Consider the following 13,430-nt stretch of genomic DNA (forward strand, 5'->3'; position numbering starts at 1 on the left):
GGGCGGCCGCAGGTGTACGGCACAGCACCGCGTGTGCTCAGCGGTGCAGCCAGCGGGCGTGCGCGCTGCGCGCCAGGTGATCGAGCGCGTAACCGAGCGCACCGACCAGCACGATGACGGCCATCAGCTCCGAGTAGGCGAGGCGGTCGCGTGTGTCGAGGATGAAATAGCCGAGCCCGGCCGACACGCCCAGCATTTCGGCCGGCACCAGCACGATCCAGATGATGCCGATCGCCAGTCGCACGCCAGTCAGGATGTGCGCGGTGATGCCGGGCAGCACCACGCGCAGCACCGTCTCGCGCCGGGTGGCCGACAGGCTGCGTGCCAGCAGCAGCCAGTTCGGATCGAGCTGCGCGACGCCGGACGCGGTATTGAGCAGGATGGGCCACACCGCGGCGAAGGCGAGCAGGAAGTACACCGGCGCGTCGCCCACGCCCAGCACCATCACCGCGAGCGGCATCCAGGACAGCGGCGACACCATGCGCAGGAACTGGAACAGCGGTGTCGTGCCCTGGGCGAAACGGCGCGACAGCCCGGTCAGCACACCCAGCGGCACACCGATGGCAATGGCCAACAGCAGGCCGACCGCGACCCGCTTCAGGCTCACCAGCACGTGCGGCCACAGCTCGCCGCTGCCGAGCAGCTGCCACAGCGCGTCGGCCGACGGCGCCGGCGCGAAATCGGCCGCGATCGGCATGCCGTGCGCCAGCCAGGCCGAACCGGCCAGCCACAGCAGCAGCGCGCCCAGCAGGCCGGCCAGCGGGAGGATGAAACGCGCGCCCATCACACCCGCACGACTTCCTTGCGCCGCAGGTCGGCCGGCAGGCCGAACACCGACGGCCCACCGACCAGGTCGATGGCCCGGCGCACGAAGCGGTCATCGACCAGGTCGCGCGCGACGAAGGCCGGATCGAGCGCATCGAGGAACTTCGTGTCGCCCTCGACCCGGGTCTGCTTCACCGCGCGCACCAGCTCTTCGGTGTAGGACGGGAAGGGATAGGGCTGGAAGTCGATGCGGCGCTGGTACCAGCCCTTGTTCTTCACCACGCCCGACGCTTCGTAGCTGGCGTAGTCGGTCGCCGCCAGCACCTTGGAAAGAACCGGCAGCGCGTGCGGTGTGTACTTGCCCTCGCCTGCCGCCGACAGCAGCTTGGCGGTATCCAGCTGGTTGCTGCGCGTCCACAGCTGGGCACGCACGATGGCGTTGGTAACGCGCTGCGCCCACTCCGGCCGCTCGCTGGTGTCGCGCTCGGACAGGAAGGTGACGCAGCACGCGTGGTTCTGCCACACGTCACCTGAGAAGCGCAGCACCTTGCCCACGCCCTTGGTTTCGGCCAGCGCGTTGAACGGGTCGGCCACGATGTAGCCGGCGATGGACTTGCCGGCCAGTGCCGACACCATTTCGGCAGGCGGCAGCACGATGAGGTTCACTTCGTTCGCGGCCAGCTGCGCCTCCTTGGCCTTGGTCACCGCCGTCAGACCGTTCGCGCGCAGCACCTGCTGCAGCAGGATGTTGTGGATCGAGTACCAGAAGGGCACGGCCACCGTGCGACCGCCGAGATCGGCGACGGTCGAAACCGACGGATCGACAGTCAGCGCTGAGCCGTTCACATGGTTCCAGGCGACGATCTTCGCCGGGAATTTCGAGCCGTAGCGCACCCACAGCGCGGCCGGCGTCAGCAGGTGGATCACGTTCACCTGCCCGGCAACGAAGGCCTCGACGATCTGCGCCCAGCTGCGGAACAGCCGTGGCGACTCGGTCCTCAAGCCTTCCGCCTCGAACAGCTTGCGCGCGTGCGCCACCAGCAGCGGTGTCGCATCGGTGATCGGCAGGTAACCGATCTTCACCGGCTGGTCGTCGCCCTTGAAGGCCTGCGCACGCGCGTCACCCGCACGCAGCAGCGGCGCCGCCACGCCGGCCAGCGTCAGTGCACCCAGCTTCAGCATGTCGCGGCGCGTCAGCCCGCAACCGCAATCGGACGAAGCGCAGATATGCAGCTTCCCATCCTTGTTCATGTCATGTCCTCTTCTGATGGTCTTGGTTTCAATGCGCGCGCAGCACCTGCAGCGCGTTCAGGATGTCCAGCCGCAAGGCGGTCACGGCCGCAGGCTGCGCCTCACGCGGGCGCTCGATATCCACTGTCCATTCGCGGACGATGCGGCCAGGCGTGCCGCCCATCAGCAGGATGCGGTCGGCCACCAGGATGGCTTCGTCGATGTCGTGCGTAACCAGCAGCGCCGCGGTGTGCCAGCGATGCACCAGCTCCACCAGCAGCGCCTGCATTTCGGCACGCGTGATGGCGTCGAGTGCGGAGAACGGTTCGTCGGCAAACAGCAGCTGCGGCTCGCGCGCCAGCGCGCGGGCAAGGGCCACGCGCTGCGCCATGCCGCCGGACAGCTGTGCCGGATAGCGATGTCCGTGTCCCGCCAGCCCCACCGCGGACAGCGCATGCTCGACGCGCGCGGCGCGCTCGCTGCGCGCCAGTCGAGGTTGATGCTCGAAGTCGAGACCGAAACCGACATTGCCCGCCGCATCAAGCCAGGGCAGCAGCCCCGGCTGCTGGAAAACGAGTGCGGCGCGCGGATGCGGCGCCCGCAGCGGCTCGCCGAGGAAGTGAATGTCACCCGAGGCGGGCGCCTCCAGCCGTGCCAGCACGCGCAGCAAAGAAGACTTGCCGCACCCGCTGCCACCCAGCAGGCAGACGATCTCGCGCGGCCGGACCTCGAGCGACACGCCGCTGAACACCGGCCCGCCACCGTCATAGGCGTAGGCCAGATCACGTGCCAGCAGCGTGGACACAGGCGCGGCGAGCGCCGCCGGTTCCGGGCGCAGCAGCGCCCTGGGCACCGCTGCGTTCACGCCGCCCTCGCCTGCGCCTGTGCGCGCTTCAGCAATTCGCCCTGCAGTTGGGTGACGCTGGGCGTGATGACCGGCACGAAGGCCGATTCCTGGAGGCGGCGCGCGAAACCGAACTGCGGATCGACCAGGTAGGCGCGACCGCCGCTCGCCTGCAGTTCGAGCTGCACCGCGCGCTGCACCGTATCGGCCAGCGCGATGCGCAGCCGGAACAGCGCCGCCGCGTCGCTGACGAAGCGCTGTGCGGCCAGTCCATCGAGCAGCGCCACCACCTGCTTGGCCAGCGCGTCGCCAACCGCGTCGAGTTCGTCCTGCAGCGTTGCGCGGGCGCTGTTGCAGCGCGCCTGCGCGGCGGCCAGTGCGGCGCGCGCCAAGCCGATGGACAGGCCGCACTGCAGGCCGAGAAAGCCGGGGCGCACGCGCGGCAACCAGTCACGCGCGTCCGGCGCGATCACGTCGGACGCGTCGATCAGCGCACCGTCTATGTTCAGCGCCGCGGTATTGCTGCCGCGCATCGCGATCAGGTCGAGATCGGCCGTACGCGATACGCCGGCGTGGCGACCGTCGAGCGCAACGATGAAGGGCGGCTCGCCTTCGCGCGACGACACCGCCGCCGCGAACACGAAGCCCGACTTGCGCAGATTGGTCACCCAGGGCAGCTTGCCGTCCAGACGCCAGCCCTCGCCGGTGCGGCTGGACTCGATCTGCAGCGATTCAATGCCGCAAAGGAATTTCATCGCGTTCGACAGGCCAGTCGCGCCGGCGTGCTCGCCGGCCAGCAAGGCCGGCAGCCTACGTTCGCGCAGCGCCGCGTTCGGGCTGGCGAGCAGGTATTCGATGAAGGCGCGGTGACCCCAGAACACGAAGGCGGCCGCCAGCGAATGCTCGGCCACCGCGGCGATGGCCTCGACCGCATCGCCGGTGCTGCCACCGGTTCCGCCCATCGACTGCGGCACGCCGATGGCGAACAGTCCGGCGGTGGCCAGCGCGGGCAGCAGCGCCTCGTCGTCGGAGCTGCCGTCGTTCAGTGCCGGCGCCTGTTGCTGCAGCCAGTCGCGCAGGCCGTCCGGCAGCCGTTCGTGAGTGTTCGTGTTCATGCCGTCAGCACACCGGCACGGAAGGGTTCGAGCTGCGGATTGACCGGGCTCTGCGCCAGATTGTTGGCGAAGTTGCACAGCGTCGCCAGGCTGATACCGAGGATGACTTCGAGCGCCTGCGCGGGCAGGAAACCGGCACCGGTGAACTCCGCCAGCGCGCCGTCACTGACGGCGCCGCGAGTGGCGATGACCTCTCGCGCAAACGCCGCCAGCGCATCGAGCCGTCCATCGCCGACCGGACGCCCGTGCTGCAACGCGACCACCGCCGCCTTGTCGAAGCCGGCCTTCTTCAGCGCAATGGCGCTGTGTCCGGCCACGCAGAAGTCGCAGCCGTGAATGCTGGCGGCCGTGATCTGCACCACCTCGCGTTCGGCCAGCGAAAGGCTGGCACGCCCGTTGATCTCGCCGACCGTCAGATAGGTTTCGAGCGCGACCGGCGCGTTCGACAGCGCGGCGATCAGGTTGGGCAGGAAGCCGTTGTTGGCGATCACGCGCTCGACGAGGGCACGGCTTCCTTCGGGTGCGGTATCGGCGGTGTGCAGGGTGAGGCGGGTCATATTGATTCTGCGGAACGCAGGCTGTTGCAATCCGCAGAATCTATGTGTCACACCGCCCCAAACCAACCAACTTAATCTGCAAAGCTTTGCATCATCGAGAACAGCAATCGATGGGCAAGCAGACTTCTCGATGCATGCCGAGCATCGAGAACGGAAGGTCAGCCGTCCGTAAGCGCTGAGACAAGAGCAGGCGCCCGTGACACAAGTACGTCGCCCGGGTCGGCACGAAGAACGCCCTCGTCTGCGGTCCGACACAGGCGCATCGCGACGTCGAGGAAGGGCGCGATCGGCCCGGCAAAGCGGACCTCACTGTCTTCGTCAACAATGATCAGGGTTGGCAGGCTCTCGATCTCGATATCCAGACGGGCAAGCAACTCGTCATGCACCTCGATATCCACCCACCGGCATTGGTCGGCGGCACGCTTCGCACCGACTTCGTCGAAGAACGCGCGAAAGTCGCGGCAGGTGCCGCACCACTCGGCGCACAAACAGAGAACGGTGAGGCTCATCGCTACATCCTGTCGTCAGGACGGAAACGCGCACGATACGATGCTCGAGCCAGGATCCGGAAGAACGTGCATGCATGGAACGATAACCCGCCTTACTGGGGTGGGTGCGTGAATTCACGCACCCACCGTCCGGTGCATTCGATTCGCCGGGTTCACCGCCTGCGTTGCCCCGCCAGCCGCCGGACAACGGTGGCGAAGCGGTCGACTTCCTCGCAGGTGTTGTAGAAGGCCAGCGAGGGACGCACCGTGGTTTCCAGACCGAAGCGACGCAGGATGGGCTGCGCGCAATGGTGACCGGTTCGCACCGCGATGCCTTCCTCGTTCAGCGCCTGGCCGACTTCGTCGGTGGTGTAGCCCTTCAGCACGAAGGACAGCACGCTCGCCTTGTCGGCCGCGGTGCCGATCAGCCGCACGCCCGGTATGTCGCGGATCGCGTGCGTGGCATAGACCAGCAGGTCATGCTCGTAGCGCGCGATGTTCTCGATGCCGACGCGATCGACATAATCCAGCGCCGCACCCAGCCCCACCGCGTCGGCGATGTTGCCGGTACCGGCCTCGAAACGCGCCGGCGGCGGATGGAATACGGTGCGCTCGAAAGTGACGTCCTGGATCATGTTGCCGCCGCCCTGCCAGGGCGGCATGTCTTCCAGCACGTCGCGCTTGCCGTACACCACGCCGATGCCGGTGGGGCCGAAGATCTTGTGGCCGGAGAACACGAAGAAGTCGGTGTCCAGCGCACGCACGTTCACCCGCATGTGCGACACCGACTGCGCGCCATCCACCAGCGTCTTCGCACCGGCACGATGCGCCAGCTCGACGATCTCCTGCACCGGCACGACGCTGCCCAGCGCATTCGACACCTGGGTCACCGCGACCAGCTTGGTACGCTCGTTCAACAGGCGCTTGTATTCCTCGAGCAGGACCTGACCGCTGTCGTCGACCGGGATCACGCGGATCTTCGCGCCCTTCTCGGCCGCCAGCTGCTGCCAGGGCACGATGTTGGCGTGGTGTTCCAGGTGCGACACAATGATTTCGTCGCCGGCGCCGATATTCTTCGCACCCCAGCTCTTGGCCACCAGATTGATCGCCTCGGTCGCGCCGCGCACGAAGATGATTTCCTCGACCGAACCTGCGCCAATGAAGCGCGCCACCTTCTGCCGCGCCGCCTCGTAGGCATCAGTCGCCCGGGCGGCCAGTTCGTGCGCCGCGCGGTGAATGTTCGAGTTCTCGTGCGCGTAGAAGTACGCCAGCCGGTCGATCACCGCCTGTGGCTTCTGCGTTGTCGCGGCGTTGTCGAACCACACCAGCGGCCTGCCATTCACCCGCTCGGCGAGTATCGGAAAGTCCCGCCGTACCGCATTGACATCGAAAGGCGGATGACGGCCGGCGTCGGCATTCGGCACCCGGCCGGCGTGACCGACCGTGGGCGCCGCCTGGCTGTCGACGAAATAGTAGGCCGGCGCCGAGGGCGCGGCCGGCTGCACCTCGCGTGACGGCTCGGCCAGCAGCCCGCGCAGCGCGTCGTCGCCGGGCAGGCCGAAGGAACGGGCACTGACGCGGTCATCGACATGTGCAGGCGCCGACTGCAGCGCACTCGATTCGCCGAGGAAATAGTACGGCGACGAGGGCGCCGAAGCACCGCCCGGCTGCGGGAAGGCGGACGCGCCACCAAGCGGCGGCAGCGCTGCCGCGTAGGCCTCGGGCACGCCCTGCGCAACGCCCGCGCGCGGCGAGCCGACCGGGTAGGCGTCGGCCGCCACGTCGGGCACATGATTCTGCGCGGTCGCGTGCGGTACCAGCTTGGGCGACGAGGCGCCCAGCGACAGACCATGCTGCGGTGCGACCGGCGCGGCCGCCGCAACCGTGCTCGACGGCGCGCTGGCCGGGACCGGCGGCACCGGCGATTGCGGTGTCGGCGCCGGCGCAACCGCCAGCGGTGCATCGAACGAAGGCGGCGTCTGCCCGGGCAGCGCAGCGAACAGCTCGCTGGCCAGGCGCGACAGCACCGACGCGTCGGGCGCGCCGGGCGGCAGCGGAGAGCTCAGACCGCTCACGTTACTGCTTGTAGGTGTCGGGATACTCATGGTACTTGCCGATCTCCACGTCATCGAGCACAGCCAGCGCGTCTTCGGTCAGCACGGCCAGAGAGCAATACAGCGAGATCAGGTAGGACGCGATCGCGTTGCGGTTGATGCCCATGAAACGGACCGACAGGCCCGGGCTCTGTTCACCGGCCAGACCCGGCTGGAACAGGCCGACCACGCCCTGGCGCTTCTCGCCGGTGCGCAGCAGGATGATCTTGGTCTTGCCGTCCTCGACCGGCACCTTGTCCGACGGAATCAGCGGCAGGCCGCGCCAGGTCAGGAACTGCGAACCGAACAGGCTCACGGTGGGCGGCGGCACACCGCGGCGGGTGCATTCGCGGCCGAAAGCGGCGATCGCCAGCGGATGGGTCAGGAAGAAGCCGGGCTCCTTCCACACCTTGCCGATCAGGTCGTCCAGATCGTCCGGGGTCGGCGCGCCGGTCAGCGTCGAAATGCGCTGGTCGTCGTGTACGTTCGCCAGCAGGCCGTATTCGGGGTTGTTGATCAGTTCGCTTTCCTGCCGCTCCTTGATCGTTTCGATGGTCAGACGCAGCTGCTCCTTGATCTGGTCGTGCGGGCTGCTGTACAGGTCGGACACGCGGGTGTGCACGTCGAGCACGGTGGTGACCGCATTCAGGAAGTACTCGCGCGGCTGCTCGTCGTAGTCGACGAAGATCTGCGGCAGTTCCGCTTCGTCGCGCTGCGAGCACGCGACACGCACGTCCTGCGGGTTCTTCACACGGTTCACGCGGTAGATGCCCGCCTCGACCGGCAGCCACTGCAGCAGATGAACCAGCCAACGCGGCGTGATGGTCGATAGCTGCGGGACGGTCTTGGTGGCGTTGGCAAGCTGGCGGGCGGCGTTGTCGCCAAGCGCCAGCTGTTCGGGTGTGTCGGCCATGAAAGGCTCCTAGCAAGGGGAGGTTGTTTATGCGAAAAACTGCTAAGCAAATATCTATTTCTTCTATGCGGCATTCAACCGGCTATAGCCACCAATCGGTTCGTCGTCCGTCCGTTCAGGCGATCGTGTGCTGCACGGCAGCTGGCAGCTCGTCCATGCGTTCGCAGCCGTCGAGCAGATCGCCGGCCGGCAATTCGAGCGCCAGCGCGAGCTTGACCACCGTGGCGAGCGAGGGCATCGCGCTGCCGCGCTCGACCTCGCCGAGGTAGGAGCGATTGAGTTCGGCGCGCTCAGCCAGTACCTCCTGCGACCAGCCGCGCAATTCGCGCGTCCGCCGCACCGCACGGCCGAAGCGGCGCGTCAGCGCCTCGGCCAGAGGTGGCGTCGGCCTTCCGTGCCGGGCTGTCATGGCTCGACCAGTTCCGCCGCGACCGGCACGTTCTGTGAATTGGCCTGCGTGACCTGGCTGCCGGGCGGCACGCTGCGCGTGAGCCACACATTGCCGCCTATCGTGGAACCGCGTCCTATCGTGACGCGGCCCAGTATCGTGGCCCCGGCGTAGATGACCACGTCGTCCTCGACCACCGGATGACGCGGCAGCCCTTTCTGCAACGTGCCGACCTCGTCTGCCGGGAAGCGCTTGGCGCCCAGCGTGACCGCCTGGTAGAGCCGCACGCGCTCGCCGATTACCGCGGTTTCGCCGATCACGACACCGGTGCCGTGATCGATGAAGAAGCCGGCGCCAATCTGCGCTCCCGGGTGGATGTCGATGCCGGTGCTCGAGTGCGCCGCCTCGGAAATGATGCGTGCGACCAGCGGCACGCCCAGCGCGTACAGCTTGTGCGCGATGCGGTGATGGATGACTGCGAGCACGCCGGGGTAGCACAGCAGCACCTCGTCGACACTGCGCGCCGCCGGGTCGCCCTGGTAGGCGGCCAGCACATCGGTGTCGAGCAGCGCGCGCAGGCCGGGCAGCGACAGTGCGAATTCGGCGACGATGGCTCGCGCCAGCAGGTCGACGTCAGCCTGCGGCGATGCCGCGCGGCGCGCGTCGTAGCGCAGTTCCAGCCGCACCTGGTGCAGCAGGGCGTTGAGCGCGGCGTCCAGCGTGTAGCCGATGTAGAAATCCTCGCTCTCCTGATGCAGATCGGACGGGCCGAGCCGCATCGGGAACAGCGCGCCGCACAGCGCCTCGGCGATGTCGCGCAAGGCCTCGCGCGACGGAAATTCGCGCGCGCCGCATTCGGTCGTACGCTGCTGCGCGCCGCGCCAGCGTGTGCGGATGTCACGCAGCTCGGACACGATGCGGTCCAGCTGCCACGCGCCTTCAGATTCCGTGGCCCTCGTGAGGCCGCCCTTCTTCAAAGTCATTCGGGATCTCCGTTGCGGGGATGAAGAAGGCGGCCGCGACGGCGACCGCCGCGCATCAGTCCTGCTGCCAGGGCAGGCCGCTGACCACCCAGCCGCCGCTGTTGCGCCGCTGGCCGTCGGTGCTCAGTTCGCCCTCGAAACCTTCGAGCACGTTGAACACATGACGGAAGCCGGCTTTCGCTGCCGCCTCGGCGGCGGCGGCCGAACGCTTGCCGCTGCGGCACAACAGAAGGAGGACGGCGTCTTTGCCGACCTTGGCTTCCAGTTCCTTCACGAAGCGCGGATTGCGCGTCATCGATGTACCGGTCGCCCACGCCACGTGGACGCTGCCCGGTACGTGGCCGACGAACTTGCGTTCCTCCGCCGTGCGGACATCCACCAGTACGGCGTCGCCGGCCGATACCAGCGCCCAGGCCTGGTCCGGCGTGATGCCGCCGGCGTACAGGAGCGCGTCGTGCTCCGCACGTTCGCGGGCAATCGAGAGCGGCGGTGCGTCGAGCACAGCAGCACGGGGTGAGGACGCAAGGGCGTCCGCGGTCGCAGCAGTCATGATTATTTCCTCCTCGGCGTGACGACACCGGCGATGCGCCGCCTCCCAGGCGGTCCCGGCATCGGCCGGCGCCGGGCCGACGCAAGGGCGTCGCTCCCGGTGACGCCAATCTATCGGCCGGCCGGGCACCCACAAACCAATTGAATTTCAGATCGAATGCAGGGAATGCTTTGCGCGAAATCCGCTAAGGCGGCGCGCATAAGCTCTGCAGGATTAATTGGTTGGATGTGGCGGGCGCGCCCCCTAGATTGGTCGCCATGAATGCCCCCGGACCCCGCCGGCTGCGCCGGCCCGAAAAGCGCCCCGACCGCCACGAACCGCTTCCGCTCGGCGACAAGCTGCTGGCAGCGGTCGTGTTCGCCTTCGGCCTCGCCCTGCTCTATCGCACCTGGCTGTTGCTCGAATGAGCCTGACGCGCCTGTCGCCCCTCACGGAGAAACACATGAACACCGTCGACGCCAGCCGCTCGGCGCTCGAGCGCTACCTGCATACCCTACCCCGCGATGCCGACGGGCATCACCCCTTGTGGACGACGCCCGACGGTCACGTCGCCGGGCGTTTCATGCACAGCAGCCTGTCTTCGGTTTTCCAGCCGGTACAAAGGCTGGACGACGGCACGCGGATCGGCCACGAAGCCTTCATCCGTTCCTTCGACGCCACCGGCGGCGACCTGTCGCCGTGGAACCTGTTCGCCAACGCCGCCGGCGACGATGCGCTGATCGAACTCGACCGGCTGTGCCGCACGCTGCACGTGCTGAACTACTTCGGCCGTGCCGACGAGACCGGAAGTCTCTTCCTGAACGTCCATGGCCGCCTGATGCTGGCCGTCGGCGAGGACCACGGCAGCGCCTTCGGACGCGTGCTGTCGGCACTGAACATCGAGCGCCGCAAGGTGGTGATCGAATCACCGGACGCGATGACCAGTGACTTCGCCATGCTGGCCTACGTGATGCTCAACTACCGCTACAACGGATACCGCATCGGCGTGAACCTGCTGAACGCAGGCCAGCTGGACGAACTGGTGCGTCACGTACGGCCGGACTTCGTCAAGCTCGACGCCGGCCGCGACGACACGCTGCGCGACCTGGCGCAGCACGCGAAGACCTGCGCCCGTCATGGCATCGAACTCATCGTGCAGCGCATCGGCAGCGAGGCGGCACTGGCCCGGGTACGCGCAGCCGGGGTTCGCCTCGGCCAGGGCTACGCGCTCGGCCACCCCGTCGCGCCGGCCGCGCGACGAGCGACCGGCAGGACGGCATTCCCGAATCCCTGATAAGCACATCGTTTCTTGTTGGTTCACGCGCCCGGCCCGACTGCCTAGGCTGCGTGCCTTCGATCCCAACGGAGCCATCATGCACACCCGCCTCACCCACCTGATTTCCGCCGCCCTGCTCGCCCTCGCCGCCGTCGTACTGCCGGCGCAGGCGCAGACCACGCTGCTCAACGTGAGCTACGACGTGTCGCGCGAACTGTACAAGGACATCAACCCGGCCTTCGCCGCACACTGGAAAACGCTGTCGGGCGAAACGCTGACGCTGAACCAGTCGCACGGCGGATCGAGCAAGCAGGCCGGCGCCGTGATCGGCGGGCTGGAAGCCGACGTGGTGACGATGAACCAGTCGCCGGACATCGACATCCTGGTGAAGAACAGCCTGGTGTCGGCCGACTGGCGCAAGCGCCTGCCGAACGACGCCACGCCCTACACGACCACCACCGTTTTCCTGGTGCGCAAGGGCAATCCGAAGGCGATCAAGGACTGGTCCGATCTCACCCGCGCCGGTCTGCAGGTGATCGTGCCCAACCCGAAAACCTCGGGCAACGGCCGCTACACCTACCTCGCCGCCTGGGGCTATGCACTGAACAAGGCGAACGACGAGGCGGCGGCGAAGGACTTCGTCAGCAAGCTGTTCGCCAACGTGCCGGTGCTCGACGGCGGTGGCCGCGGCGCCACCACCACCTTCACCCAGCGCGGCATCGGCGACGTTCTGGTCACCTTCGAGAACGAGGCGGTGCTGCTGGACAAGGAACTCGGCGGCGACCAGTTCGACATCGTCTATCCGTCGCTGTCAATCGAGGCGGCCGCCCCGGTGGCCGTGGTCGACAAGGTGGTCGACAAGCGCGCCACCCGCAGGCAGGCGGAGGCCTATCTGCAGTACCTGTACTCGGCCGAAGGCCAGGACATCATTGCCCGTCACCACTTCCGCCCGCGCAGCGAGGCGGCGCTGAAGAAGTACGCCAAGCGGTTCCCGCCGGTGAACACATTCACGGTCGAGGCGAAGCTGGGCGGCTGGGATGCGGTGCAGAAGACGCACTTCGCCGACGGCGGCATCTACGACCAGATCGTCACCCGCCGCTGAATCCGACCACGCCCTGCCCGATGAGCCAGAACGCCGCACTGCAGAACGGAAAGCGCCTCACCTTCGCTCGACCGGAGGAGATGGCGCTGTCCATACGTGCCACCGCGCTGGTGTTCGAGGACCCGGCGTCGACCGCGCTGCTGTCCGACATCGAGCTGATCGCGGCACGCGAAGTGACGGCGATGATCATCGGCGAGACCGGCACCGGCAAGGAACTGGTGGCACGACACATTCACGCGGTCAGCGGTCGCGCCGGTCCCTTCGTCGCCGTCAACTGCGGCGCGCTGAGCGAAGCACTGATCGACGCCGAACTGTTCGGGCACGAGGCCGGTGCCTACACCGGCGCCACGCATGCACGGGCCGGCTGGTTCGAGGCGGCAGACGGCGGCACCCTGTTCCTCGACGAGATCGGAGACATGCCGTCCGCGCTGCAGGTGAAGCTGCTGCGCGTGCTGCAGGAACGGCAGGTGGTGCGTCTCGGTTCACGCACCCCGGTACCAGTGGATGTGCGGCTGATCGCCGCCACCAACGTGGACCTGTGGCGTGCGGTGAACGCCGGCCGCTTCCGCGCCGACCTGTACTACCGGCTTAACGTGGCGCCGATCAGGTTGCCCCCGCTGCGCGAGCGGCGCGGAGACATCCCGCCCCTGGTAGACCACTTCGCTGCGCAGTACGCGCGCCGGCTGGACATCGCCGACGTGAACTTCACCCCGCGCGCCCGCGAGGCGCTGGTGGCACACGACTGGCCCGGCAATATCCGAGAGCTGGAAAACGTCGTCCACTACGCGCTCATCGTCAGCCGCGACGGCCGTGTCGACATCGACGACCTGCGCCTCGCCAACGCCTCGCTGGCACCGGCTGCGCAGCCCCCGGTCGCACTGCCGGCCGACACCCCTGCACAGCTGTTCGAGCGCATCGCGGGCGACCTGCGGCGCCTGATCGAACTGCACGTACCCGAACTTCACGACACGATGGAGCGGATTCTGGTATCGACCGCCTTCGAGTCCTGCAGGAGAAACCAGGTCCATACGGCAGAGGCCCTGTCCGTGTCGCGCTATGTATTGCGCACCCAACTCAAGCGACACGACCTGCTCGACACTGCGCGCCAAGGCATTACGGCCCCGCAGGCGTCCTGAACTGTGCGCCG

The 13,430-nt window shown here is 67.7% G+C and carries 15 protein-coding genes; 4 read left to right on the forward strand and 11 right to left on the reverse strand.

Going from position 1 to position 13,430, the window contains the following annotated elements:
• Positions 1-37: 37 nt before the first annotated feature.
• From WJU27_RS05785 to WJU27_RS05835, 11 genes are all read right to left on the reverse strand, one after another.
• The gene (locus tag WJU27_RS05785; protein WP_341421419.1) at positions 38-784 is read right to left on the reverse strand and encodes an ABC transporter permease; all 747 of its coding nucleotides are present in this window, start codon (positions 782-784) and stop codon (positions 38-40) included.
• Complete coding sequence (locus tag WJU27_RS05790) at positions 784-2,016, reverse strand: ABC transporter substrate-binding protein (protein ID WP_341421420.1); 1,233 nt, start codon at positions 2,014-2,016, stop codon at positions 784-786. The genes WJU27_RS05785 and WJU27_RS05790 overlap by 1 nt, the downstream gene beginning before the upstream one ends.
• A gap of 28 nt (positions 2,017-2,044) precedes the next feature.
• A complete protein-coding gene (locus WJU27_RS05795) occupies positions 2,045-2,860 on the reverse strand; it encodes an ABC transporter ATP-binding protein (protein ID WP_341421421.1) in 816 nt (271 codons plus the stop codon).
• Complete coding sequence (locus tag WJU27_RS05800; RefSeq protein WP_341421422.1) at positions 2,857-3,954, reverse strand: acyl-CoA dehydrogenase family protein; 1,098 nt, start codon at positions 3,952-3,954, stop codon at positions 2,857-2,859. The genes WJU27_RS05795 and WJU27_RS05800 overlap by 4 nt, the downstream gene beginning before the upstream one ends.
• Complete coding sequence (locus WJU27_RS05805; protein WP_341421423.1) at positions 3,951-4,511, reverse strand: carboxymuconolactone decarboxylase family protein; 561 nt, start codon at positions 4,509-4,511, stop codon at positions 3,951-3,953. The genes WJU27_RS05800 and WJU27_RS05805 overlap by 4 nt, the downstream gene beginning before the upstream one ends.
• A gap of 158 nt (positions 4,512-4,669) precedes the next feature.
• Positions 4,670-5,020, reverse strand: coding sequence for a thioredoxin family protein (locus tag WJU27_RS05810; protein ID WP_341421424.1), 351 nt, complete (start codon positions 5,018-5,020; stop codon positions 4,670-4,672).
• 152 nt (positions 5,021-5,172) lie between these two features.
• Positions 5,173-7,074 carry a family 2A encapsulin nanocompartment cargo protein cysteine desulfurase gene (locus WJU27_RS05815; RefSeq protein WP_341421629.1) on the reverse strand — a complete coding sequence of 634 codons (1,902 nt, stop codon included), beginning with the start codon at positions 7,072-7,074 and terminating at the stop codon, positions 5,173-5,175.
• Position 7,075: 1 nt separating this feature from the next.
• A complete protein-coding gene (locus WJU27_RS05820) occupies positions 7,076-8,005 on the reverse strand; it encodes a family 2A encapsulin nanocompartment shell protein (protein ID WP_019918395.1) in 930 nt (309 codons plus the stop codon).
• Between the two features lie 115 nt (positions 8,006-8,120).
• The gene (locus WJU27_RS05825; RefSeq protein WP_020164531.1) at positions 8,121-8,414 is read right to left on the reverse strand and encodes a helix-turn-helix domain-containing protein; all 294 of its coding nucleotides are present in this window, start codon (positions 8,412-8,414) and stop codon (positions 8,121-8,123) included.
• Entirely contained in the window at positions 8,411-9,376 is a 966-nt protein-coding gene (epsC, locus tag WJU27_RS05830; RefSeq protein ID WP_020164530.1) for a serine O-acetyltransferase EpsC, read from the reverse strand. The genes WJU27_RS05825 and epsC overlap by 4 nt, the downstream gene beginning before the upstream one ends.
• A gap of 55 nt (positions 9,377-9,431) precedes the next feature.
• Positions 9,432-9,926, reverse strand: a complete 495-nt coding sequence (locus WJU27_RS05835; protein WP_029143669.1) for a rhodanese-like domain-containing protein — start codon at positions 9,924-9,926, stop codon at positions 9,432-9,434.
• Positions 9,927-10,183: 257 nt separating this feature from the next.
• Here WJU27_RS05835 and WJU27_RS05840 point away from each other — a divergent pair, with 257 nt between their 5' ends.
• From WJU27_RS05840 to WJU27_RS05855, 4 genes are all read left to right on the forward strand, one after another.
• Entirely contained in the window at positions 10,184-10,333 is a 150-nt protein-coding gene (locus WJU27_RS05840) for a hypothetical protein (protein ID WP_198291211.1), read from the forward strand.
• Positions 10,334-10,368: 35 nt separating this feature from the next.
• On the forward strand, positions 10,369-11,199 hold the full coding sequence (locus WJU27_RS05845; protein ID WP_020164527.1) for an EAL domain-containing protein: 831 nt from the start codon (positions 10,369-10,371) through the stop codon (positions 11,197-11,199).
• A 79-nt stretch (positions 11,200-11,278) separates the two neighbouring features.
• Positions 11,279-12,283, forward strand: coding sequence for a sulfate ABC transporter substrate-binding protein (locus tag WJU27_RS05850; protein WP_020164526.1), 1,005 nt, complete (start codon positions 11,279-11,281; stop codon positions 12,281-12,283).
• Between the two features lie 20 nt (positions 12,284-12,303).
• A complete protein-coding gene (locus tag WJU27_RS05855; RefSeq protein WP_020164525.1) occupies positions 12,304-13,419 on the forward strand; it encodes a sigma-54 interaction domain-containing protein in 1,116 nt (371 codons plus the stop codon).
• Positions 13,420-13,430 lie beyond the last annotated feature (11 nt).

The sequence above is a fragment of the Methyloversatilis sp. NSM2 genome (assembly GCF_038066675.1).
GTDB lineage: Bacteria > Pseudomonadota > Gammaproteobacteria > Burkholderiales > Rhodocyclaceae > Methyloversatilis > Methyloversatilis discipulorum_A.

Excerpts from the sequence above, each read along its gene's own strand:
- WJU27_RS05785 (WP_341421419.1), bottom strand. The coding sequence starts at position 784 with ATGGGCGCGCGTTTCATCCTCCCGCTGGCCGGCCTGCTGGGCGCGCTG.
- WJU27_RS05790 (WP_341421420.1), bottom strand. The coding sequence starts at position 2,016 with ATGAACAAGGATGGGAAGCTGCATATCTGCGCTTCGTCCGATTGCGGT.
- WJU27_RS05800 (WP_341421422.1), bottom strand. The coding sequence starts at position 3,954 with ATGAACACGAACACTCACGAACGGCTGCCGGACGGCCTGCGCGACTGG.
- WJU27_RS05805 (WP_341421423.1), bottom strand. The coding sequence starts at position 4,511 with ATGACCCGCCTCACCCTGCACACCGCCGATACCGCACCCGAAGGAAGC.
- WJU27_RS05810 (WP_341421424.1), bottom strand. The coding sequence starts at position 5,020 with ATGAGCCTCACCGTTCTCTGTTTGTGCGCCGAGTGGTGCGGCACCTGC.
- WJU27_RS05820 (WP_019918395.1), bottom strand. The coding sequence starts at position 8,005 with ATGGCCGACACACCCGAACAGCTGGCGCTTGGCGACAACGCCGCCCGC.
- WJU27_RS05825 (WP_020164531.1), bottom strand. The coding sequence starts at position 8,414 with ATGACAGCCCGGCACGGAAGGCCGACGCCACCTCTGGCCGAGGCGCTG.
- epsC (WP_020164530.1), bottom strand. The coding sequence starts at position 9,376 with ATGACTTTGAAGAAGGGCGGCCTCACGAGGGCCACGGAATCTGAAGGC.
- WJU27_RS05835 (WP_029143669.1), bottom strand. The coding sequence starts at position 9,926 with ATGACTGCTGCGACCGCGGACGCCCTTGCGTCCTCACCCCGTGCTGCT.
- WJU27_RS05840 (WP_198291211.1), top strand. The coding sequence starts at position 10,184 with ATGAATGCCCCCGGACCCCGCCGGCTGCGCCGGCCCGAAAAGCGCCCC.
- WJU27_RS05845 (WP_020164527.1), top strand. The coding sequence starts at position 10,369 with ATGAACACCGTCGACGCCAGCCGCTCGGCGCTCGAGCGCTACCTGCAT.
- WJU27_RS05850 (WP_020164526.1), top strand. The coding sequence starts at position 11,279 with ATGCACACCCGCCTCACCCACCTGATTTCCGCCGCCCTGCTCGCCCTC.
- WJU27_RS05855 (WP_020164525.1), top strand. The coding sequence starts at position 12,304 with ATGAGCCAGAACGCCGCACTGCAGAACGGAAAGCGCCTCACCTTCGCT.